The following is a 21,007-nucleotide window of genomic DNA, read 5'->3' as shown; positions in this document are numbered from 1 at the left end:
CGATCGACGGGGGAGAGGAAAGGCGCGAGGTCGCCAACCTTAGCTTTCCTCTCCCTCCGGAGGGGGGAGAGGTGGCGCCGCGAAGCGGCGACGGAGTGGGGGAAGCCCTCCGTGAAACGCGAAGCCGCCGCAAAATCGGCACGACGAAGCGAGCGAGAAAAAGCGGACCGGAAATCCTGATACTGAATTTCAGGACCGGGCCAGCGAAATGTGGCGGTCGGTTTTCGCACAGGATCATGCTCGGGCAAGAAATCAGGCCATGACGAAGAAGCCGGAAAAGCCGGGTTCGGCCGGCATGCGCGTGCTGAAAACCAGGATCAAGAAGAAGAGCGGGCTGAAGGAATCTTCACGCCGCTGGCTCGAGCGCCACATGAACGATCCCTATGTGCAGCGCTCCAAGGCCGACGGCTACCGCTCCCGCGCCGCCTACAAGCTGACCGAGATCGACGACAAGCACCATCTGCTCAAGCCCGGCATGAAGGTGATCGACCTCGGTGCCGCCCCCGGCGGCTGGTGCCAGGTGGCGGCGGCGCGCACGAAGTCGACGGCGGAAAATCCGCATGTCGTCGGCATCGATTATCTCGAGATGGACGCTGTGCCGGGCGCCGTCATCCTGCGGATGGATTTCCTCGATCCGGACGCGCCGCAAAAGCTTGCCGAGGCGCTTGGCGGTCAGCCCGATGTCGTGCTGTCGGACATGGCGGCCCCCACCACCGGTCATCGTCGCACCGACCATCTGCGCACCATGCATCTGTGCGAGGTGGCGGCCGATTTCGCGCTGCAGGTGCTCAAGCCCGGCGGGCATTTCCTCGCCAAGACTTTTCAGGGCGGCGCCGAGAACGAACTCTTGTCGCGGCTCAAGCAGAATTTCCGCTCGGTCCATCATGTGAAGCCGCCGGCCTCGCGCGACGAGTCCGTGGAGCTTTACCTGCTGGCGAAGGAGTTCAAGGGCTAGCTCTCCTCCTTCTCCCCTTGTGGGAGAAGGTGTCGCCGAAGGCGACGGATGAGGGGTGTTCCAGGGAATGCCAACGTCTCGCTCCGCTGGAACACCCCTCATCCGTCTCGGCGCTGCGCGCCGATCCACCTTCTCCCGCAAGGGGAGAAGGGGAGGCCGCGCCTACTTCCCCGCCGTACCCACCGCCTCCAGCGTCTTCGGTGTCGTCAGTTTGCCATGTCCCGACACCGCGCTGCCGGCATCGGGCGCCAGCCGCATGAAGGTGAGCGAGGCGATCGCCGAGACGGCAGCGACGATGAAGAAGGCGATGTGGAAGTCGCCGAGTGTCAGCGGCCCGCCATGGATCGACGTCGACACTTCGAGGATGCCGCCGGCCAGCGCCACGCCGAGCGCAATCGACAACTGCTGGAAGACGGCAACGATCGGCGTCGCCTTGCTGGTGTCGGCGGCGGAGATCTCGGCATAGGACAGCGCGTTGACGCCGGTGAAGAACATCGAACGGATGAAGCCTCCGACCAACAATATTGCCAGCATCAGCGCATAGGGTGTTTCGGGAGTGAACAGGCCATAGATGGCGATCGAGGCGGCCGCGACCAGCGAGCCGAGGATCAGCACCCGGCGGAACCCTGCAAGGCGGAAGAGCAGCGCCGTGACGAATTTCATGCCGATGGCGCCGATCGCCGAAACGAAGGTGATCATGCCGGACTGGAACGGCGTCAGCCCGAAGCCGATCTGGAACATCAGCGGCAACAGAAACGGCACCGCGCCGATGCCGATGCGGAACAGCGAGCCGCCGAGCACCGAGGAACGGAAGACCTGATTGCGGAACAGCTTCAGCGCCAGCAGCGGGTTCCTGGCGCGCCGTGCGTGCAGCAGGTAAAGCACGCCCGAAACCAGGCCGACGGCAACCGTGATGAAGCCGGCGATCGGCGGCAAAGCGGGCAGGCTGACCACGGAGAGGCCGAAAACGATGCCGGATGCCGTCAGCCCGCTGAGCACGAAGCCGGGAAAATCGAGCGGCGGCGTCTCGGTGGCCTCGGTTTCCGGCAAATAGCGGGTGGCGAGCCAGATGCCGGCGAGCCCGATTGGTACGTTGATCAGGAAGATCCAGTGCCAGGTGAAATAGGTGGTGATGAAGCCGCCGATCGGCGGTCCGACCAGCGGGCCGACCAGCGCGGGTACCGTCAACCACGACATCGCCGCGACGAGTTCGTTCTTCGGCGTCGCGCGCACCAGCACCAGGCGCCCGACCGGCGTCATCATGGCGCCGCCCATGCCCTGCAGGAAGCGCGACACCACGAAGGCCGGCAGCGAATTGGCAAAGGCGCAGGCGACCGAACCGGCGATGAAGACGGCGATCGCGGCGCGGAACACGTTCTTGGCTCCGAACCGGTCCGCCATCCAGCCGCTGATCGGAATGAAGATCGCCAGCGACACCAGATAGGCCGTCAGCGCCAGCTTGAGCGCGATCGGGCTGGTATGGATGTCAATGGCGATCGCCGGCAGCGAGGTCGCGATCACGGTCGAATCCATGTTCTCCATGAAAAGTGCGACCGCCAGGATGAGCGGGATGATGCGGTTCAAGGGAGCGCCCTGATTTGTCTGCGCGATTCTCGATGCCAGGCTGGGGGCAAGCCGGCACGCCCCGGGCGGTATCACGCATTGGCCCGGATGTCGCATTAAATTGCTGTCACTTTTGTGCGATCGCAACCACTGGTAGCCGTTGTGATCCCGCAATGGCTTGCTAAATGCGGACTCAATCACTATTGTAGTGAAAATAACTACATGGCAGGCGCAACCATGGATGAAACCGTTTCGGCAGCCGATGCCAACCGCAGATTCTCTCACATTCTACGTGAGGTGCGCGAGGGCCACAGCTACGTCGTGACCAGCCATGGGCGGCCGGTGGCGCGGATCGTGCCTGCGGAAAAGCACGAGGGCGTGGCCTCCCGCTCGCGCGCGGCATTGCTGTCGCGCCTCCAACGGCAGCCGATCGTCGATGCCGGAAGCTGGACCCGCGATGAGCTTTATGAGGACGATCTGTGAAGGTCGCGATCGACACCAACGTCCTTGCCTATGCAGAGGGCGTTAACAACGCGCAGAAACGCGACGTCGTTCTCGAACTGCTAGGCAATGTCCCACAAGAGGCTGCCGTTGTTCCGGTCCAGGTGCTGGGGGAGCTGTTTAATGTCCTTGTCCGTAAGGCCGGAAGGTCGCCCCAGGAGGCTCAGGAGGCGCTGCTTAGCTGGCGCGACGCGTTCCCGGTTGCTGGAACGACGCCGGAAGTGATGATGATGGCCGTCGATCTTGCTGCGGACCATCGTTTCGGTATCTGGGATGCTGCAATTCTTTCCACTGCTTCGCAAACGGGTTGCCGGCTGCTCCTGTCAGAAGACCTGCAGAACGGCTTCACCTGGGGTGGTGTAACCGTGGTCAATCCTTTTGCGTCGCCACGTCACGCTTTGCTAGATGCTCTCCTGGGTGCGGAATAGAAGCTGAAGCGTCTCGCAACGACCGGCTTTTCAACCGCAACAGGACGTGTTACCAGCCAGCGCCAATCCTGAAAGGGAAGATGAGAGTCGGCGCTGGCCATTTCGGTCCAGCGCCTTTTCCGCATTCAAAAAGGGCTGGCCATGGCAAAAATCATCGAGACGTCCACCGGCGCGTTGGCGCTGACCTTTGACGACGTGCTGTTGCAGCCTGGCCATTCCGAGGTCATGCCCGGCCAGACCGACATCCGCACCCGCATCGCCGGCGACATCGATCTCAACGTGCCGATCCTGTCGGCCGCCATGGACACCGTCACCGAGGCGAGGCTTGCGATCGCCATGGCACAGGCAGGCGGCATCGGCGTCATCCATCGCAATTTCACGCCGGCCGAGCAGGCCGAGCAGGTCAGGCAGGTGAAGAAATTCGAATCCGGCATGGTGGTCAATCCGGTCACCATCGGCCCGGACGCGACGCTCGCCGACGCGCTGGCGCTGATGCGCGCCAACGGCATTTCCGGCATTCCCGTGGTCGAGAACGGCGGCACCGGCGGTCACACGGTGGGCCGGCTGGTCGGCATCCTCACCAACCGAGACGTGCGCTTCGCCTCCGATCCGTCGCAGAAGGTCTACGAATTGATGACCCGTGAGAACCTGATCACGGTGAAGGAGAATGTCGACCAGGACGAGGCCAAGCGCCTCCTGCACAAGCACCGCATCGAGAAGCTGGTGGTGGTCGACCGGAAGGGCAATTGCGTCGGCCTGATCACCGTCAAGGACATCGAGAAGTCGCAGCTCAACCCACACGCCACCAAGGACGCGCAGGGAAGGCTGCGCGCCGCCGCCGCCACCAGCGTCGGCGACGACGGCTTCGAGCGCGCCGAGCGCCTGATCGACGCCGGCGTCGACCTTTTGGTCATCGACACCGCGCACGGCCATTCACAGCGCGTGCTGGATGCAGTGACGCGGGCGAAGAAGCTCTCCAATTCCCTGCGCATTCTGGCCGGCAACGTCGCCACCGCCGAAGGCACCAAGGCGCTGATCGATGCCGGCGCCGACGCCGTCAAGGTCGGTATCGGCCCCGGCTCGATCTGCACCACGCGCATCGTCGCCGGCGTCGGCGTGCCGCAGCTTTCGGCGATCATGTCGGCGGCGGAGACCGCCGAGAAGTCTGGTGTGACGGTGATTGCCGACGGCGGCATCAAATACTCAGGCGATCTCGCCAAGGCGCTCGCCGCCGGCGCAAGCGCCGCCATGATCGGCTCGCTGCTTGCCGGTACCGACGAGAGCCCGGGCGAGGTCTATCTGCATCAGGGTCGTTCCTTCAAGGCCTATCGCGGCATGGGCTCGGTCGGCGCGATGGCGCGCGGTTCGGCAGATCGCTACTTCCAGGCCGAGGTCCGCGACACCTTGAAACTCGTCCCGGAAGGCATTGAAGGCCAGGTTCCCTACAAAGGACCTGTGGCTGGCGTGCTGCACCAGCTTGCGGGCGGCCTAAAAGCCGCTATGGGTTATGTCGGTGGGCGCGATCTTGCCGAGTTCCGCGAACGCGCCACCTTTGTGCGCATATCAAACGCAGGACTTCGTGAAAGCCACGCCCATGACGTCACGATCACCCGCGAAAGCCCGAATTATCCGGGCGGACTTTGATCAGAGCGCCGAACGGCCGGATCGCCTGGGCCTGTGGCGCGGTCTGACGTTGGGAGTGTTGCGCCTGTCGCGTCACGCGGCGGCGCTCTCCGTCGCTTCCGCCGCGGTCTTCATCGCCATGACGGCGCTGGAGTTTTTCTATTTCCGCCGCCTGAGCGGCGGGCTCTCTTCGCTCGACATGCGCGTTGCGGGTTTCACGCCCGATGAAGGCATGGCATGGCTCACCGCGCTCGGCCGGCGCGGCGGCGAGATCATCATCGTCTGGCATTATCTGACCTTCGACCTTCTGTTTCCGGCGCTGCTGTCGCTCACCTTGGTCAGCCTGATCGTGGCCTTCGGCCGGCGGTTCGGCAATTTCCGAGCCATGCCGGCGCAGTTGCAGGCTCTGACCGCGCTGGTGTTGGTGCTGCCCTATACGATCGCCGACTACGCGCAGAATTTTGCCGTGGCGCGGCTTTTGTCGGATTTCCAGTCGGCCAATCCCGATTCGCTGGCCTTTGCCTCGTCGCTCATCGTCACCAAGTTCGCGCTTCTGGCGATCCCGGTTTTGATCGTTGCGGTTTTCGCGCTGGCCGCTCAACGGCGGCTTTGAGCGGGTCAGGAGGGGGCGGGGAGATGAACCAGACCGCCATCTTCTGGCCGATGCTGGCGCATGTGCTCCTGGTCTACATCGTCTATCTGGTGATGCTGAAGCGGCGCTATCTTGCCGTGAAGTCCGGCGAGGCCAAGATCAGCCAGTATAAGGTCCGCTCGACCGAGCCGGCCTCAAGCGTCACCGTCGCCAACAATCTGATCAACCAATTCGAACTGCCGGTTCTGTTCCATGTGCTCTGCCTGGCGCTGTTCGTCACCAACGGCGTCAACTACCTGACGCTGGTGCTGATGTGGCTCTTCGTCGTGACGCGCTATGTCCACGCCTGGGTGCATCTCACCAGAAACTACGTGCTGCACCGCAGCCGCGCCTTCTTCCTCGGCGCGGGCATCCTTCTCGTCGCCTGGATCTGGTTCGCGCTGCACCTGGCTGGGGTGGTCTGACGGCGACTTTCCCTTCTCCCTTGTGGGAGAAGGTGGCCGAGCGAAGCTCGGTCGGATGAGGGGTGTTCCAGCTTGGCGGACCCTCCAAATCAGACGCGCGGAGCCAGACAACCTGACGTCGCGATCCTTCCAACACCCCTCATCCGTCTCGGCGCTGCGCGCCGATCCACCTTCTCCCACAGGGAGAGAAGGAGAGGCGCTAGAGATCGAAGACCGCGATCCTGCGCTTGTCGAACTTGATGCCGATCTCGCCGCGCACCAGCCGCAGCGCCTGGTCGCCGAATACGGCGCGCCGCCAGCCTTGCAGCGCCGGCACTTCGGCGGCGTCGCCTTCGGCGGCGATGCGGTCGATGTCGTCACTGGAGGCGAGCACCTTGGAGGCGACGCCCTCCTTCTCGGCGACGATGCGAAGCAGCACCTTGAGCAGTTCCGCCGCCGCGCTCGAGCCTTCCGGCGGCTGAAAACTCTTCGGCAGTTTCGGCATCGTCTCCTTCGGCATGGCGAGAGCGGCGTTGACGGCACCCAGCAGCGCCGTGGCCGTCGCCGAACGCTCCCAGCCTTTCGGCGTCGTGCGCAGCTTGCCGAGAGCCGCCGCATCGCGCGGCGCCTGCTGCGCGATCTCGTAGATCGCATCGTCCTTGAGCACACGGCCACGCGGCACGTCGCGTTCGCGCGCCTCGCGTTCGCGCCAGGCGGCCACCGCCTGCACGACCGCCAGCTCCTGCGGCTTGCGCAGCCGCATCTTCAGCCGCTTCCAGGCATCCTCCGGATGCGGATCGTAGGTCTCGCGCGAGGTGAGGATGTCCATCTCCTCGTTCAGCCAATGGGCTCGGTCCTCGCGCTTCAGCTCGGCGCTGAGATGCTGGTAGACCTTGATCAGGTGGGTGACGTCGGCGAGCGCGTATTCGAGCTGCTTGTCGGAGAGCGGCCGGTGCCGCCAGTCGGTGAAGCGCGAGGATTTGTCGAGCCTGGCGCCGGTGATGCGCTGCACCAGCTGATCGTAGGAGACGCTGTCGCCGAAGCCGCAGACCATGGCCGCCACCTGCGTGTCGAACACCGGATGCGGCACGAGGTTACCCAGATGGACGATGATTTCGATGTCCTGGCGCGCGGCGTGGAAGACCTTGACCACCGCTTCGTTGGCCATCAGCCGGAAGAACGGTTTGAGATCGATGTGTGGCGACAGCGGATCGATCAGCGCCGTCACGCCGGGCGCGGCCATCTGTATGAGGCAGAGGATCGGCCAGAAGGTCGTTTCGCGGATGAATTCGGTATCGACGGTGACGAATTCCGACTTTTCGAACGCCGCGACAGCGCTTTCGAGTTCTTTCTGGGTGGTGATGACGTGCATCAAATCGCTTTTGGCAAGAAATCAGGTCTCTTTCAATTCCAGCAGCAGGCGCTTTCGTCAAGCCGCAGGTAGAGCATGATCCCGAAAAGTGTGCAGCGGTTTTCGGAAAAGATCATGCTCAAACAAGAAGATAAAGCGGGATGACGATCTCGCTTTAATCCGGCTTGTCTGAATCATTGCCCCGCCGGGCGAGCCGCGCGAAGAATGTCGAGGTGCGCAAGAGCGCGGTAAAACGGCTTCGACTGCCGGCGGGAACGCCGGATCGAACCTGCATCCGGTACAGGATCACGATAATGAGAATGGCATAGACAAAGGCGCTGAACACGAACAGGGCGCTGGGCCCGAAATATTGCATCACCGCCGATGCGGCGATCGGACCGCCAATCGCGCCGAAGGAATAGAACAGCATCAGCGCCGCATTGACCAGCACGAACTCGCCCTTGCCGGCCCGATCGTTGGAATGCGCCGCCGACAGCGAATAGAGCGGCATGGCGAAGCAGCCGAAGATAAAGACGATGGCGAAGTTCAGGAAAGGATCGCCGCGCGCCACGAAAGCGAGCGCCAGCGCGGCAAGCATGGCGCAGCATGTCGTCGTCAGCAGTACCGAGCGCCGGTCCCAGCGGTCGGAAAGATAGCCCAGCGGATATTGGATGAGGGCGCCGCCGAAGATGCCGACGCTGACGAAGGTGACGACATCGGCCACCGACATGCCGATCTCCTCGGCATAGACCGGCGACAGCGTGCGGAAGGCGCTGTTGGTGACGCCGACGGCGATGCAGCCGATCGAGCCAAGCGGCGAGATCCGCCAGACGCGTGGCAAATCGAGCTTGACCTCTTCCGGCGGCGCCGGGTTGGAACGGTCGCCGAGCGAGACCGGCACCAGCGAGAAGGTGATCATCATCGACATGACGGCGAAGATGGCGAAGCCGCCTGCGCCGAAGATCGGGATCAGGAACTGCGCGCCGGTGACCGAGCCGATATCGACCATGCGGTAGATCGCGAGCACGCGGGCGCGATCCTTGTTGCCGACGCCGGAATTGAGCCACGCCTCCATGACGGTGAACAGGCCGGCGAAGCAGAAGCCGCCAGCAAAGCGTATCGCGCACCACATCACCGGGTCGATGACCAATACCAGCAGCAGCGTGCCGACGGAGGCGATCGCAGCAAGCGCCGAGAATGTCCGCACATGACCGACCGCCTTCAGGATGCGGGTGACCGCCAGGCATCCGAGCAGGAAGCCGGCAAAGTAGAACGTGCCCATCAGGCCGATGTCGGAGGCGGAGAAGCCTTCCCGCGCGCCGCGCAGCGCGATCAGCGTGCCCTGCAGTCCGTTGCCGCCGAGCAGGATGCCTGCGGCGATGAGGAGCGGGATCAGCGGGCGTATCGAGGACATGAGGGGAAGGCAATCACATGTTGGTGATCCTTCTTGGACCATCGCCACCGCCAATGCCAGCGGCAATTCCAAGGCGACGGGCCACGCGATGAATAGCGTCCTGGGTTGAGTTTAGGGTTAGGGTGGAAGGCGGACGCCGCGTCGATGCCAATCTAGATCGGCAACAAGGCGTCGGGCTTCACATTGGCGATCGAAGCGTAGGTGTGTGTTTCCCTGACCCCTGGCAGCGGCAGGATGACCCGCTGCAGGAAATCCTGGAACATTGCCATGTCGGCGATGCGCGCCTTGACTAGGTAGTCGAAGCCGCCAACCACCATGTGGCACTCGATGATCTCGGGCGCGCGCAAGACCGCCTCGGCGAAGCGGTCGAAGACATGCGGCGCCGTATGGTCGAGCCGCACCTCGATGAAGACAAGTTGCGCCTTCCCGATCCTGGCCGGGTCGAGAACGGCTCGTACCGCCCGGATGAAGCCTTCGCTGAACAGCCGCCTGATGCGCTGCGAGGCGCCCGTCGGCGACAGTCCGACCTGGCGGGCGAGGTCGAGCGTGGTGCGGCGGCCATCCTCCTGCAACAAACGCAACAAAGAGCGGTCGATACGGTCGAGATCGTCCATTTCAGTGCTCACACTTTTTGGCCAAGAATAGCGTGATAGTCACGTTGAAATCGTCAAAACACCATATTTCATCACGCTGTCAGGTCGCAATATCGTTCGTGGGTAACTTAACCGGACCAAGGCAAGACCCATGACATCAGCCATACCGAACGACCGCAACGCCCACGCCAAGGGTGACACGCCGGTGCTCATATTGAGCGAGGCCGAGGTGAAAACCTGCATCGACCTCCGCCGGCTCCTCGACGTACTGGCGGACGGCTTCCAAGCACTGTCTGGCGGCAAGGTCGTCAATCCGGCGCGACCCCAGCTCGACATTCCGCAGGCAGGCTATTCGCTGGCGATGCCGGCCTGGATGGTGGGCAAGCATCTGACGGTGAAGATCGTCAACGTGTTCGAGGGCAACATTGCCAAAGGCATCCCCAGCCATCTCGCCACCATCCATCTGTTCGACCCGCAGACCGGATTCCCGATCTGCGTCATGGACGGTACCTACATCACTGCCGTGCGCACCTCCGGCTCTGCTGTGCTCTCCGTGCGCGAACTGGCCCGGCGCGACGTCAAGGTCGCGACAGTGGTGGGCGCCGGCGTCCAGGCCGGCCAGCACCTGCGCCTTTTGCCACTGGTCCGCGACTTCGCCGAGATCCGCGTTGTCTCGAAGGAGTTCGCGGATGCGCAGGCGCTTGCCGCGCTACATCCGGGTGTTGTTGCCGTCAGCGATATCGAGGCCGCGGTGCGCTCGTCGGATGTCGTCTGCCTGGCAACGCATTCCTTTGAGCCGGTGATTTCAGCCGAATGGGTGCAGCCCGGCACGCATGTCTCGTCGGTCGGTGTTGCGCCACCCGGCGGCGAATTGCCGATCGAGCTTGTCGGCAAGGCCAGCCTCTTCGTCGAGACAAGCGATGCATTCGCCCCGACGCCGGTCGGTTCTTGTGAACTGGCCGGCATCGATCCGGAAACCGGAACCGAACTTGGCGAGATGCTGCTCGGTGTGCGGCCGGGACGGGTCAGCGCCGACCAGGTCACCGTCTACAAGGCAATGGGCGTTGCAATGGAGGACATGGTGGCGGCCGACCTCGCTTACCGCGAGGCGATTCACCGCGGAATCGGGAGCGTCGCATCGCTGTAGGGGTGGCCGCCACGACGAGCCACAGGTGTAAGAGCGCATCGGTCTGACAACGGAAGGGCCGCTCATGCCTCGCCGGCTTGCGGCAGCATCTTCCGCGCCGGATCGGGCGCTTCGTCCGCCGGCACGGCGGACTTGGCCGGCCGCCGGCCAAGCGAACCTGCCGTCAGCAGGCTGAGCGCGATGAACGGGATGCCGATCCCATAGGCGGAGCGGATGCCCCAATGGTCCGATACGAAGCCGAGCAGCGGCGGACCGAGCAGGAAGGCGATGAAGGAGATCTGCGACAGCGCTGCGACGTTGATCGCCGCGGGCCGGTCCGTCCGCTGGGCTGCCGCGGAGATCGCCAGCGGGAAGATCGCGCTGCTGCCGATCCCCAACAGGGCGAAGCCGAGCATCGATACCGGCGGCGCGGGCGAGAAGAAGACGATCAGCACGCCGGCCGCCATCGTTGCGAGCAGCACGCACGCCACGCCGCTGGGCGAGTGGCGGTCGACGAAGCGGTCGGCGAAAAAGCGCGTCGTCGCCTGCGAGAAGGCAAACAGCGCCACCGTCAAGCCGGCAACGAACGGGCCGGAGTCGAACACGGTGCGAATATAGATCGCCGACCAGTCGATGCTGGCGCCTTCCAGCAGCATTGCCGAAAGCGTTACCGCAACGAGGACCAGAATCGGCAGCGTCGGCCGCGCGAACATCGGTGGCTTATGGCCTGTGGCGGCGAAGCGGGCGGGTGCCGGTTCGAAGCCGCCGAGAAACAGCGCCATCGAAACCGCCACCATCGGCACCACCAGCGCCAGATGCAGTTGCGGCGACAGGCCGAGATGCGCCATGGCGCCGCCGAACAGCCCGGCGCCGAAGAAGCCCGCGCTCCAGAAGGAGTGCGCCCGGTTCATGATGCGGCGCTTCAGCATGAACTCGGTCCTGTCGGCCTCGACATTGAGGATGATCTCGACGCTGCCGATCATCAGCCCGACCGGCAGCAGCAGCAGGAACAGTGCGACAGGTCCCGGCGCATGAACGGCAAGCGCGTAGACAAGCGCAATCAGCGGCACCAGCCAAAGCAGCGCGCGGCGAAAGCCGACGCGCTCCAGGATCGGTGTGGCTAGGGTCAGCGCCGTCAAGGTGCCGATCGGCGTCCCGATCAGGCTGAGCCCCAGCGTGCCGTCCTCGATCTCCATGGCGCGCTTGATGTCCGGCAGGCGCGGGAAAATGTTGCCCATGGCAAAGGAGTAGATAGCGAAACCGGCATAGACGCGGTGCTGGGGGGCGAGTTTCAAGCCAAAGGTCATTGCGGCATTTTCCATCGGGAGAGGGGGGACGGCATTGCCGATCCGATGCGCCGTTCTTGCATAAACATGCAAAACATGCAAGAACGTGCATAACAAAATGGGATCGTGCATGCTGACCGAGGAACGACACCAATTCATTCGCGACCGGCTGGCGGCCGACGGAAGGGTTCTGGCGGGCGAGCTCGCCAGCCGCTTCGGCGTCTCGGAAGACACGGTGCGGCGCGATCTGCGGGAACTCGCCAAGGCCGGCCAGTTGCGTCGCGTCTATGGCGGAGCGGTCACTTTGGCGCCGTTCGCCGCGGCAACGATCAGCCAGCGCAGCAGCCATGCGGTCGAGGAGAAGCTGCGCCTGGCCAAGGCTGCGGTAGGCGTGCTCGTCGCCGGCCAGACCCTGTTCATCGACGGCGGCACGACCAATGAGGCGATCGCCAGGGCGATCCCGCGCGACATCGAGCTGACGGTAGCCACCAATTCGCTGGGCGTGGCAACGGCTCTCGCCGATCTTCCCCTGGTCGAGCTGATCGTGCTCGGCGGCCGGTACGTCCGCGACCTCGGCACCTGCGTCGGCGGCGACACGCTGACCGCCGTGGCGCAACTCGGCGCGGATCTGTTCTTCCTCGGCTCCTGCGGCCTTGATGCCTCGCGCGGCGTCACGGCTTTCGATTCGGCCGAAGCCGAGGTGAAGCGCGCCATGGCGAAAAACAGCGCCGGCATCGTCATTGCCGCTACCAACGACAAACTCGCCACTGCCGCGCCGTATCGTGTCGCCGCACCCGACGCGATCCGCCATCTGGTGGTGGAAAGAACGGCGCCCGCCGCCATCCTCGCCGATTTCCAGCGGCAGGGCGCTGAAATCCGCTTCGCGTGAACGCCCAAAGTCGCCAGCCTGTATGGCCGCTTGCCCTGTGTGACCGCTTGCCTTGACAAAGCCGGCCTCTCATGCGCTTTTCGCGCCAATTTTCGAGCCGGGCTTTCGCCCGCAATTCCGGACTCCACCAATGACAATGCATCGTTACCGCAGCCACACCTGTGCCCAATTGAGAAAGAGCGACGTCGGCAATTCCGTACGCCTGTCGGGCTGGGTGCATCGCGTGCGCGACCATGGCGGGCTGCTCTTCATCGACATGCGCGACCATTACGGTCTGACCCAGATCGTCGCCGATCCGGATTCACCGGCCTTCAAGATCGCCGAGACCGTGCGTGGCGAATGGGTGATCCGCGTCGACGGCGAGGTCAAGGCGCGCCTGCCGGAGACGGTGAACCCCAACCTGCCGACCGGCGAGGTCGAGGTGTTCGCGCGCGAGATCGAGGTGCTCTCGGCGGCCAAGGAATTGCCGCTCCCGGTCTTCGGCGAGCCGGACTATCCGGAAGACATCCGTCTGAAATACCGCTTCCTCGACCTGCGTCGCGAGACGCTGCACAAGAACATCGTGGCGCGCACGAAGATCATCGCCGAGATGCGCAAGCGCATGGACGAGGTCGGTTTCACCGAATTCTCGACGCCCATCCTCACCGCCTCCTCGCCGGAGGGAGCGCGCGACTTCCTGGTGCCGTCGCGCATCAATCCCGGCACCTTCTACGCCCTGCCGCAGGCGCCGCAGCAGTACAAGCAGCTGATCATGGTCTCCGGCTTCGACCGTTATTTCCAGATCGCGCCCTGCTTCCGCGACGAGGACCCGCGCGCCGACCGCCTGCCCGGCGAGTTCTACCAGCTCGATCTCGAGATGAGCTTCGTCGAGCAGGATGACGTGCTCTCCACCATGGAGCCGGTGCTTCGCGGCGTCTTCGAGACCTTTGCCGCTGGCAAGCCGGTGACCCAGGAATTCCGCCGTATCCCCTTTGACGTGGCGATGCGGACTTACGGCACCGACAAGCCGGACCTGCGCAATCCGATCGAGATCCAGGCGGTCTCGGATCATTTTCGCGATTCCGGCTTCAAGGTCTTCGCCAGCATCCTGGCCAATGATGCGAAGGCCGAGGTGTGGGCTATCCCGGCCAGGACCGGCGGCAGCCGCGCCTTCTGCGACCGCATGAACTCCTGGGCGCAGAGCGAAGGCCAGCCGGGCCTCGGCTACATCTTCTGGCGCAAGGAGGGAGACAAGCTCGAAGGCGCCGGCCCGATCGCCAAGAACATCGGCGAGGAGCGCACCGAGGCGATCCGCCAGCAGCTCAGCCTTGCCGATGGCGATGCCGCCTTCTTCGTCGCCGGCGATCCGAAAAAGTTCGTCGCCTTCGCGGGCGCGGCGCGCACGCGCGCCGGCGAGGAACTGAACCTCGTCGACCGCGACCGCTTCGAGCTGTGCTGGATCGTCGACTTCCCGTTCTTCGAATGGAACGAGGACGAGAACAAGATCGACTTCGCCCACAATCCGTTCTCGATGCCGCAGGGCGGCATCGATGCCCTCAGCGGCCAGGAGCCGCTCGGCATCAAGGCGTTCCAGTACGATATGGTCTGCAACGGCTTCGAGATCGCTTCCGGCGGCATCCGCAACCACCTGCCGGAAACCATGGTCAAGGCCTTCGAGATGGTCGGGCTCGATCGCCAGACGGTCGAGGAGCGTTTCGGCGGCCTCTACCGCGCCTTCCAGTATGGCGCGCCGCCGCATGGCGGCATGGCGGCCGGCATCGACCGCATCGTCATGCTGCTCGTCGGCGCCAAGAACCTGCGCGAGGTCACCATGTTCCCGATGAACCAGCAGGCCTACGACCTGTTGATGAACGCGCCCTCGGAAGCCACTCCGCAGCAGCTTCGCGAGCTGTCGCTGCGGGTCGCAGTGGCGAAGAAAGAAGGTTAGGAATCGCGCCCAAGCGGTTCCTCTTGTTTCGAGAATCGATCTCAACAAAAAAAGCCCGGCATCGCTGCCGGGCTCTTTGTTTGAGCGTTCCGCTCGATCAGTCCTCGTTCGCCTTGACCTTGACGCCGAGCGTCTTGGGCAGGTCGAGCGGGTTGGACATGGCGCCGGCCATGATCAGCGCGAACGGCACCGACGACGGCGGCTCGGCCGAGATCTCGAGGCTCTTCGGATCGTCGAGGAACTTGTTGACCGCGGCCGAGACCTCTGCCGTCAGTTCGGGATTGTTGAGCTGCGCCATGCCGAACGGCACGATCGCCTTGGCCTGGTTGGCGACGTCCTTGGCCGACATGCCCTGCTGCTTGCCGACATAGTCGAGCACTTTGCCGGTCAGCGAATCGTCGTCGAAGCGCACCGAGGCGCCGTTGAAGGAAAGCTGTTGCAGGAGGCCGAGCATGGCCATGCCCTGTGCGGAATTGTCGGCGCCTTCGGGCTGTGCGGCGAGCTGCTTCTGCATAGCCTGCATCGACTTGATGAAGTCGACCGTGTAGCCGCCGAGATCGAAGGTCATGCCGAGCGTACCGGCGTTGTCGACCGAGATGTCATATTTCGACAGCTCCATCTTGCCGTCGGAGGGCTGCCAGGTGCCGGCCATCGAGATGTTGCCGGAGATGTTCTGGTAGCCGAGCGCGTCGATCGCCTCCTTCGATTTCGGGTCGTCGACCAGCGTCAGGTCGGCGTTGAACTTCTCCGTGTTGGCGGTGAAGTCCATCGCCTTGCCGTCGGCCGGCGGGGTTATCTGGACGGCAAGCCCGTCCATCGAGAAAGCCGTCTTGTCGCCGACCTTGACCGTCATGCTGGAGAGCTCGGCCGACTTGTACATCATCATCGAACCGAGCGGATCGGTGCTGCCTTCGGCCGGCACTTTCATGTCGTGGATGACGAAGGGGCTGAGATTGAGCGTCACGCCGTCCTTGCTGTGCTCGAAGGCCGAGGTCGAGACGGTGGCGATGTCGAAGCCGCCATTGGCCTCGCTGACGCCCTCCAGCTTCACGTCGCCGATCGGCAGCGCCTCCTTCTCGGCGGCCGGTTTGATGGAGACGCCCTGCAAAACGACATTCGAATCGTCACCCGAAACCCCGGTCCAGGAAATGTCGACGCCCTGGGCGGCAAGCGTCGCCTTGACGCGCTCGGCCACGGCCGGATCGGCGGCGGAGGCGGCATTGAGCGGCAGGGTCAGCAGAAAGGTTGAAAAAGCCAGTTTCTTGAGCATTGAGCGTTGGATTGTCATTGGCGAGTTCCCTGTCCTGAAAAGTGTTTTGAGTTCCTGCCCCATCACCATTCCGTGACGAACGGGACGGGAAAAAGGCGCTTCCCGGCCCATTTGTCGAAAACGGCGATGAAAAGCAAAGGCGGGCCGGCACGCTTTGCATGATGCGGTGAATTAGTCATGAAGACCGCGGCTCTCCTCAGCCAGCGCATTGCCTGCCCAGATAGAGGGCGCATGTAACAGATTGATGTTGGCCGGCGCCCCACTTGCAGCCGAAGCCTGTTGCAGATGGGCGCCAAATTGGAATGTTCGCCTCGCCGCTTCCGTGAAATCCCTCACATCGCCGGCGTCGTCCTTGCGTGCCCACATTGCGCGCGACGAATCCGCCGGATTCCAACCCGACGCTTGCCGCGAATCACCCGCTCGGCTAGTCCAAATCCATGGGAAAAAGGCATTTGCCGCCGCAGGACAATGGCGGCGGCGACAATATCGAACCGGTCGATCTGAAGGAAGCGCTCGAAAAGCGCTACCTCGCCTATGCGCTGTCGACCATCATGCACCGGGCATTGCCGGATGTGCGCGACGGACTGAAGCCGGTCCATCGCCGCATCATGCATGCCATGCGGCTCTTGCGGCTCAACCCTGACCAGGGCTTTGCCAAATGCGCCCGCATCGTCGGCGAGGTGATGGGTAAGTTCCATCCGCATGGCGACCAGTCGATCTACGACGCTTTGGTGCGCCTCGCGCAAGAATTCTCGATGCGCTACCCGCTGGTCGACGGGCAGGGCAATTTCGGCAACATCGACGGCGATAACGCCGCGGCCATGCGCTACACCGAAGCGCGCATGACGGAGGTGGCGACCGAGCTGCTCGCCGGCATCACCGAGGACGCCGTCGACTACCGGCCGACCTACAATGAGGAGGACGAGGAGCCGGTCGTGCTCCCGGGCGCCTTCCCGAACCTGCTCGCCAACGGCTCGTCCGGCATTGCCGTCGGCATGGCGACCTCGATCCCGCCGCACAACGCCGCCGAACTTTGCGATGCCGCGCTGCACCTGATCGAGCATCCGGACGCGCCCGTGGCGAAGCTGATGGATTTCGTCCAGGGGCCGGATTTCCCGACCGGCGGCATCATCGTCGACAGCCGCGCCTCGATCCTCGAAGCCTATGAGACGGGCCGCGGCGGTTTCCGCGTGCGCTCCAAATGGGGCCAGGAGGACCAGGGCAGGGGCACCTGGAGCATCGTCGTCACCGAGATCCCCTACGGCGTCCAGAAGGCCAGGCTGATCGAGAAGATCGCCGAGCTGTTGATGGCGCGCAAGCTGCCGCTGCTCGAAGACATTCGCGACGAGAGCGCCGAGGACATCCGCATCGTGCTGGTGCCGAAGAGCCGCACCGTCGATCCAGGCATCCTGATGGAATCGCTGTTCAAGCTCACCGAGCTCGAAAGCCGCTTCCCGCTCAACATGAATGTGCTGTCGCGCGGCAAGGTGCCCAACGTCCTGTCGCTGAAGGGCGTGCTGAAAGAATGGTTGGACCACCGCCGCGACGTGCTTGTCCGCCGCTCGAAATATCGGCTGGGCGAGATCGAGAAGCGCCTGGAAATCCTCGCCGGCTACCTGATCGCCTATCTCAACATCGACGAGGTGATCAGGATCATCCGTGAGGAGGATGAGCCCAAGCAGGTGATGATGGCCCGCTGGGCGCTCACCGACAACCAGGCCGAAGCCATCCTCAACATGCGGTTGCGCGCCCTGCGCAAGCTCGAGGAGATCGAGATCCGCAAGGAATATGATGGCCTGACCGAGGAGAAGAAGCAGATCGAGGCCTTGCTGGCATCCGACGCCAAGCAATGGGCGACGATCAAATGGCAGGTCGCCGAGATCCGCAAGAAGTTCGGACCCGAGACCGAGATCGGCAGGCGCCGTACCCAGTTCGCCGACGCGCCCGAGCATGATCTGACCGACATCGCGCATGCGATGATCGAGCGCGAACCCGTGACAGTTGTCGTCTCCGAAAAAGGCTGGCTGCGCGCGATGAAAGGTCATCTGACCGACCATTCGCAGCTTGCCTTCAAGGAAGGCGATAGCCTGAAGCTCGCCTTCCATGCCCAGACCACGGACAAGATCCTGGTCTTCACCACCGGCGGCAAGTTCTACACCATCGGCGCCGACCGGCTGCCGGGCGGGCGCGGCCATGGCGAGCCGATCCGCATCATCGTCGACATGGAGAACGACCAGGACATCGTCACCGCCTTCGTGCATGATCCCAAGCGCAAGCTGCTCCTGGTCTCATACGATGCCAACGGCTTCGTCGTTTCCGAGGAAGAGGTCGTCGCCAACACGCGCAAGGGCAAGCAGGTGATGAACGTCAAGGCGCCGGACGAGGCCAAGCGCTGCGTCCCGGTCGCCGGCGACCATCTCGCCATCGTCGGCGAGAACCGCAAGATGCTGATCTTCCCGCTCGCCGAGATTCCCGAGATGGCGCGCGGCAAGGGCGTGCGCCTGCAGAAATACAAGGACGGCGGCGTGCTGGACCTGAAGACCTTCACGATTGCAGCGGGACTGACCTGGCAGGACTCCGCCGATCGCACCTTTACCAAGTCGCGCGAGGAACTGGCCGAATGGATCGGCGCCCGCGCCGCCGCCGGCCGCATGGTGCCGAAGGGTTTCCCGAGGACGGGCAAGTTCGGGTAGCGCGGCGCTAATCTCCCCCCTTGAGGGGGAGATGTCGCCTAAGGCGACAGAGGGAGTCGTCTAACGTAGAGCGCCAGCGTTCTCCTGGTCGCGAAAGGCGTTGCCGTTCCACGCGCGGCGACCCCCTCTGGCCTGCCGGCCATCTCCCCCTCGAGGGGGGAGATTCCTAGACATTTGGACTATCGTCACGATTGCTGCACTATCATGGCGCATAAGCATCCATCGAACCATGGGGAGAAACGCCGGGTTGAAGCGGGCTGAAATCCAGAAACCGGGGCAGCGCCTGTTCGGCCTGTCGACGCCGCTGAGGGCGGCCGTCATCCCGCCGCTGTCGGCGGCGCGCTGGCTCCTGGTGCTGATCGCCGCCGCCGGCGTCTATTTCTTCCACGGCTTCCTGTTTCCGGTTCTGGCGGCCCTCGTCATCGCCTTCGCGAGCTGGCCGCTCTACCGCCGGCTGCTTGCCGCGGTCGGCGGCAACCGCACCATCGCCGCGACCCTTGCGATTCTGTTCATCCTGACTTTCCTGGTGGTGCCGATCGCGCTTGCCGGCACCTATGCCATCAACGAGCTGCGCGAATGGGTGGTATGGGCGATCGAGACCAACCGCCACGGTTCCGCCACGCCGCAATGGATCGCCACGATGCCCGTCATCGGCGAGTGGCTGAACCAGCAGTGGACGGCCAATCTCGGTCATCCCGGCGGCATCGGCGAACTGATCCAGATGGTCAGCGGCTCCAACATCGGCACCATCTACCGTGGCGCGCTGGCCGCCGGCGGCAGCGCCTTCGGCCTGCTGCTGACGCTGCTGTTCATGCTGATCGCGCTGTTTTTCGCCTATCGCGACGGCGAGGCTTTCGCCGCGCAGGTCGATCGTCTCGGCGAGCGCATCCTGCCGACGCGCTGGGAGCGGATTTCGCGCGTCGTGCCGGCCACCATCTCATCCACCGTCACCGGCATGACCGTCATCGCCATCGGCGAAGGCCTGGTGCTGGGCGTCGCCTACTGGCTGGCCGGCGTGCCGTCGCCGGTGACGCTCGGCGCGCTCACCGGCATCATGGCGCTCATCCCCGGCGGCGCGCCGCTCTCTTTCACGCTGGTGTCGATCTATCTCGCCGCCAGCGGCAAGCTGTTTGCCGGCATGGCGTTGTTCACCTGGGGCGCGGTCGAGCTGTTCATCGTCGACAAGACGCTGCGCCCGAAGCTTGTCGGCGGGCCGATCAAGCTGCCGTTCCTGCCCACCTTTTTCGGGCTGATCGGCGGCGTCAAGACGATGGGCTTCCTCGGCCTCTTCATCGGTCCGGTGCTGATGGCGCTGCTTGTCGCCATCTGGCGCGAATGGCTGCGCGAGGTCGAGATGATGGATGAACAGGCGCCTGCCATCGACGAGGAGGCACCCGAGGTCAGGAAAATTCAGGCCGGGTGAACGACGGCAAGCGCCGCGCGGCGCTTGCGGCCCTCCTGCAACTGCCACAGCGAATGCGCCGCCAGCGTCACGATCAGGATCGTGCCACCGATCAGGCTGTTGCGCGTCGGCGTCTCGGCAAAGACCAGCCAGACCCAGATCGGCGCCAGCACGGTCTCGAGCAGATAGAACATCGCCACCTCCGGCCCCGAGATGTATTTCGGTCCATTGGCGAGGCAGAAGAACGAGATCGGCATGATCACGGCGCCGTTGAAGATGATCCACCATGGCTGGTTGACGTGAAACCCTTCGCCCGAGACCATGAACAAGGCGACCGCCAGAGGCAGGATGACGCCGACGAGCGCCGTGAAGCCCATGTCCTTGCCGCTGGCGCGCGAGATGGTGATGGCCAAGGCGACGAAGAAAGCCGAGCAGAGCGCCATGAAATCGCCGAACAGATGACCCGTGCCGACCGAGCCGCCGACGATGATCAGCACGCCCAGGATCATCGCCAGCATCGCGACCACAGTTCCGAGCCGGGGTCTTTCCTTGAGAAAAAGCCACGATAGCAGCGCCGCGAACACGGTGTTGAAGGCGAGGATGAACACCAGGTCGGCTGTCGAGGTGTGGTAGACGGCGGTGACGAAGGTTATCCCGGTCAGGCCGTAGCAAAAGGCCACGGCAAGTCCCGACCAGCCGGGAATGAGTTGCGGCGCATTGGCGCGCAACGCACGCCAGACGGCCCAGATTATCAAGGCGGCAATGAGTGTCGTGCCGGTGCGCAGCATCATGATGGTCCAGGGGCTGCCGTCGGCCAACCGGATCAGTGGAATGTCGACGGTAAGCGTCAATCCGCCGATGGCAGTGATCAGCAGGCCCTTCTGGTGGTCGTGGTGGGAAGACATGATAAGTCTCGCAATGATTTGCAGACGGCTGGCTTGATGGCGCACG

At 63.9% G+C, this 21,007-nt stretch carries 18 protein-coding genes; 11 read left to right on the top strand and 7 right to left on the bottom strand.

Translation table 11 applies throughout. The annotated features are described in order from the left end of the window. Positions 1 to 259 precede the first annotated feature (259 nt). Positions 260 to 955: an RlmE family RNA methyltransferase gene (locus EJ070_RS28105; RefSeq protein ID WP_126094271.1), complete on the top strand. Its 696-nt coding sequence runs from the start codon at positions 260 to 262 to the stop codon at positions 953 to 955. A gap of 162 nt (positions 956 to 1,117) precedes the next feature. Here the strand turns inward: EJ070_RS28105 and EJ070_RS28095 are convergent, their stop codons facing one another. Then, entirely contained in the window at positions 1,118 to 2,539 is a 1,422-nt protein-coding gene (locus tag EJ070_RS28095; RefSeq protein ID WP_126094269.1) for an MFS transporter, read from the bottom strand. Between the two features lie 216 nt (positions 2,540 to 2,755). On the opposite strand from EJ070_RS28095, the gene EJ070_RS28090 reads away from it, so the two are divergent. The 5 genes from EJ070_RS28090 to EJ070_RS28070 all read left to right on the top strand — a co-directional run bounded on the left by EJ070_RS28090 (position 2,756) and on the right by EJ070_RS28070 (position 6,126). Beyond that, positions 2,756 to 3,001, top strand: coding sequence for a type II toxin-antitoxin system prevent-host-death family antitoxin (locus EJ070_RS28090; RefSeq protein WP_126095931.1), 246 nt, complete (start codon positions 2,756 to 2,758; stop codon positions 2,999 to 3,001). Continuing rightward, the gene (locus EJ070_RS28085; protein ID WP_126094268.1) at positions 2,998 to 3,447 is read left to right on the top strand and encodes a PIN domain-containing protein; all 450 of its coding nucleotides are present in this window, start codon (positions 2,998 to 3,000) and stop codon (positions 3,445 to 3,447) included. Before EJ070_RS28090 ends, EJ070_RS28085 begins: the two co-directional genes overlap by 4 nt. Positions 3,448 to 3,588: 141 nt before the next feature. Then, positions 3,589 to 5,091, top strand: a complete 1,503-nt coding sequence (guaB, locus tag EJ070_RS28080) for an IMP dehydrogenase (protein WP_126094267.1) — start codon at positions 3,589 to 3,591, stop codon at positions 5,089 to 5,091. Positions 5,092 to 5,155: 64 nt separating this feature from the next. After that, positions 5,156 to 5,683 (top strand): hypothetical protein, encoded by a 528-nt coding sequence (locus EJ070_RS28075; protein ID WP_189350705.1) that lies wholly within the window; start codon positions 5,156 to 5,158, stop codon positions 5,681 to 5,683. 23 nt (positions 5,684 to 5,706) lie between these two features. Continuing rightward, positions 5,707 to 6,126: an MAPEG family protein gene (locus tag EJ070_RS28070; RefSeq protein ID WP_126094265.1), complete on the top strand. Its 420-nt coding sequence runs from the start codon at positions 5,707 to 5,709 to the stop codon at positions 6,124 to 6,126. Positions 6,127 to 6,325: 199 nt separating this feature from the next. On the opposite strand, the gene rnd is transcribed toward EJ070_RS28070, so the two are convergent. From rnd to EJ070_RS28055, 3 genes are all read right to left on the bottom strand, one after another. Then, a complete protein-coding gene (rnd, locus tag EJ070_RS28065) occupies positions 6,326 to 7,477 on the bottom strand; it encodes a ribonuclease D (protein WP_126094264.1) in 1,152 nt (383 codons plus the stop codon). 154 nt (positions 7,478 to 7,631) lie between these two features. Next, positions 7,632 to 8,870, bottom strand: a complete 1,239-nt coding sequence (locus EJ070_RS28060) for an MFS transporter (protein WP_126094263.1) — start codon at positions 8,868 to 8,870, stop codon at positions 7,632 to 7,634. A gap of 152 nt (positions 8,871 to 9,022) precedes the next feature. Continuing rightward, positions 9,023 to 9,484, bottom strand: coding sequence for an Lrp/AsnC ligand binding domain-containing protein (locus tag EJ070_RS28055; RefSeq protein WP_126095930.1), 462 nt, complete (start codon positions 9,482 to 9,484; stop codon positions 9,023 to 9,025). Positions 9,485 to 9,614: 130 nt separating this feature from the next. On the opposite strand from EJ070_RS28055, the gene EJ070_RS28050 reads away from it, so the two are divergent. After that, entirely contained in the window at positions 9,615 to 10,610 is a 996-nt protein-coding gene (locus EJ070_RS28050) for an ornithine cyclodeaminase family protein (protein ID WP_126094262.1), read from the top strand. 62 nt (positions 10,611 to 10,672) lie between these two features. Here the strand turns inward: EJ070_RS28050 and EJ070_RS28045 are convergent, their stop codons facing one another. Beyond that, positions 10,673 to 11,896 carry an MFS transporter gene (locus EJ070_RS28045; protein WP_126094261.1) on the bottom strand — a complete coding sequence of 408 codons (1,224 nt, stop codon included), beginning with the start codon at positions 11,894 to 11,896 and terminating at the stop codon, positions 10,673 to 10,675. 109 nt (positions 11,897 to 12,005) lie between these two features. Here EJ070_RS28045 and EJ070_RS28040 point away from each other — a divergent pair, with 109 nt between their 5' ends. Then, entirely contained in the window at positions 12,006 to 12,764 is a 759-nt protein-coding gene (locus tag EJ070_RS28040) for a DeoR/GlpR family DNA-binding transcription regulator (protein WP_126094260.1), read from the top strand. A 136-nt stretch (positions 12,765 to 12,900) separates the two neighbouring features. Further along, positions 12,901 to 14,691 (top strand): aspartate--tRNA ligase, encoded by a 1,791-nt coding sequence (aspS, locus tag EJ070_RS28035; RefSeq protein ID WP_189350703.1) that lies wholly within the window; start codon positions 12,901 to 12,903, stop codon positions 14,689 to 14,691. A 97-nt stretch (positions 14,692 to 14,788) separates the two neighbouring features. Here the strand turns inward: aspS and EJ070_RS28030 are convergent, their stop codons facing one another. Continuing rightward, positions 14,789 to 15,979 carry a hypothetical protein gene (locus EJ070_RS28030; protein ID WP_126094258.1) on the bottom strand — a complete coding sequence of 397 codons (1,191 nt, stop codon included), beginning with the start codon at positions 15,977 to 15,979 and terminating at the stop codon, positions 14,789 to 14,791. Between the two features lie 419 nt (positions 15,980 to 16,398). Here EJ070_RS28030 and parC point away from each other — a divergent pair, with 419 nt between their 5' ends. Beyond that, on the top strand, positions 16,399 to 18,654 hold the full coding sequence (parC, locus tag EJ070_RS28025) for a DNA topoisomerase IV subunit A (protein WP_126094257.1): 2,256 nt from the start codon (positions 16,399 to 16,401) through the stop codon (positions 18,652 to 18,654). A 247-nt stretch (positions 18,655 to 18,901) separates the two neighbouring features. Then, a complete protein-coding gene (locus EJ070_RS28020; RefSeq protein ID WP_126094256.1) occupies positions 18,902 to 20,077 on the top strand; it encodes an AI-2E family transporter in 1,176 nt (391 codons plus the stop codon). Here EJ070_RS28020 and EJ070_RS28015 read toward each other — a convergent pair. Beyond that, on the bottom strand, positions 20,065 to 20,961 hold the full coding sequence (locus tag EJ070_RS28015; protein ID WP_126094255.1) for a DMT family transporter: 897 nt from the start codon (positions 20,959 to 20,961) through the stop codon (positions 20,065 to 20,067). The genes EJ070_RS28020 and EJ070_RS28015 overlap by 13 nt on opposite strands. Positions 20,962 to 21,007: the final 46 nt, after the last annotated feature.

The organism is Mesorhizobium sp. M1E.F.Ca.ET.045.02.1.1 (assembly GCF_003952485.1).
Classification (GTDB): Bacteria; Pseudomonadota; Alphaproteobacteria; order Rhizobiales; family Rhizobiaceae; genus Mesorhizobium.
Note: the sequence above shows the minus strand (reverse complement) of the source record. Positions and strands in the feature narration are given on the sequence as shown.

Coding starts and splice junctions, on each gene's coding strand:
- EJ070_RS28105 (WP_126094271.1), top strand. CDS start 260: ATGACGAAGAAGCCGGAAAAGCCGGGTTCGGCCGGCATGCGCGTGCTG.
- EJ070_RS28090 (WP_126095931.1), top strand. CDS start 2,756: ATGGATGAAACCGTTTCGGCAGCCGATGCCAACCGCAGATTCTCTCAC.
- guaB (WP_126094267.1), top strand. CDS start 3,589: ATGGCAAAAATCATCGAGACGTCCACCGGCGCGTTGGCGCTGACCTTT.
- EJ070_RS28070 (WP_126094265.1), top strand. CDS start 5,707: ATGAACCAGACCGCCATCTTCTGGCCGATGCTGGCGCATGTGCTCCTG.
- rnd (WP_126094264.1), bottom strand. CDS start 7,477: ATGCACGTCATCACCACCCAGAAAGAACTCGAAAGCGCTGTCGCGGCG.
- EJ070_RS28060 (WP_126094263.1), bottom strand. CDS start 8,870: ATGTCCTCGATACGCCCGCTGATCCCGCTCCTCATCGCCGCAGGCATC.
- EJ070_RS28055 (WP_126095930.1), bottom strand. CDS start 9,484: ATGGACGATCTCGACCGTATCGACCGCTCTTTGTTGCGTTTGTTGCAG.
- EJ070_RS28050 (WP_126094262.1), top strand. CDS start 9,615: ATGACATCAGCCATACCGAACGACCGCAACGCCCACGCCAAGGGTGAC.
- EJ070_RS28045 (WP_126094261.1), bottom strand. CDS start 11,896: ATGACCTTTGGCTTGAAACTCGCCCCCCAGCACCGCGTCTATGCCGGT.
- EJ070_RS28040 (WP_126094260.1), top strand. CDS start 12,006: ATGCTGACCGAGGAACGACACCAATTCATTCGCGACCGGCTGGCGGCC.
- aspS (WP_189350703.1), top strand. CDS start 12,901: ATGCATCGTTACCGCAGCCACACCTGTGCCCAATTGAGAAAGAGCGAC.
- EJ070_RS28030 (WP_126094258.1), bottom strand. CDS start 15,979: ATGACAATCCAACGCTCAATGCTCAAGAAACTGGCTTTTTCAACCTTT.
- parC (WP_126094257.1), top strand. CDS start 16,399: ATGGGAAAAAGGCATTTGCCGCCGCAGGACAATGGCGGCGGCGACAAT.
- EJ070_RS28015 (WP_126094255.1), bottom strand. CDS start 20,961: ATGTCTTCCCACCACGACCACCAGAAGGGCCTGCTGATCACTGCCATC.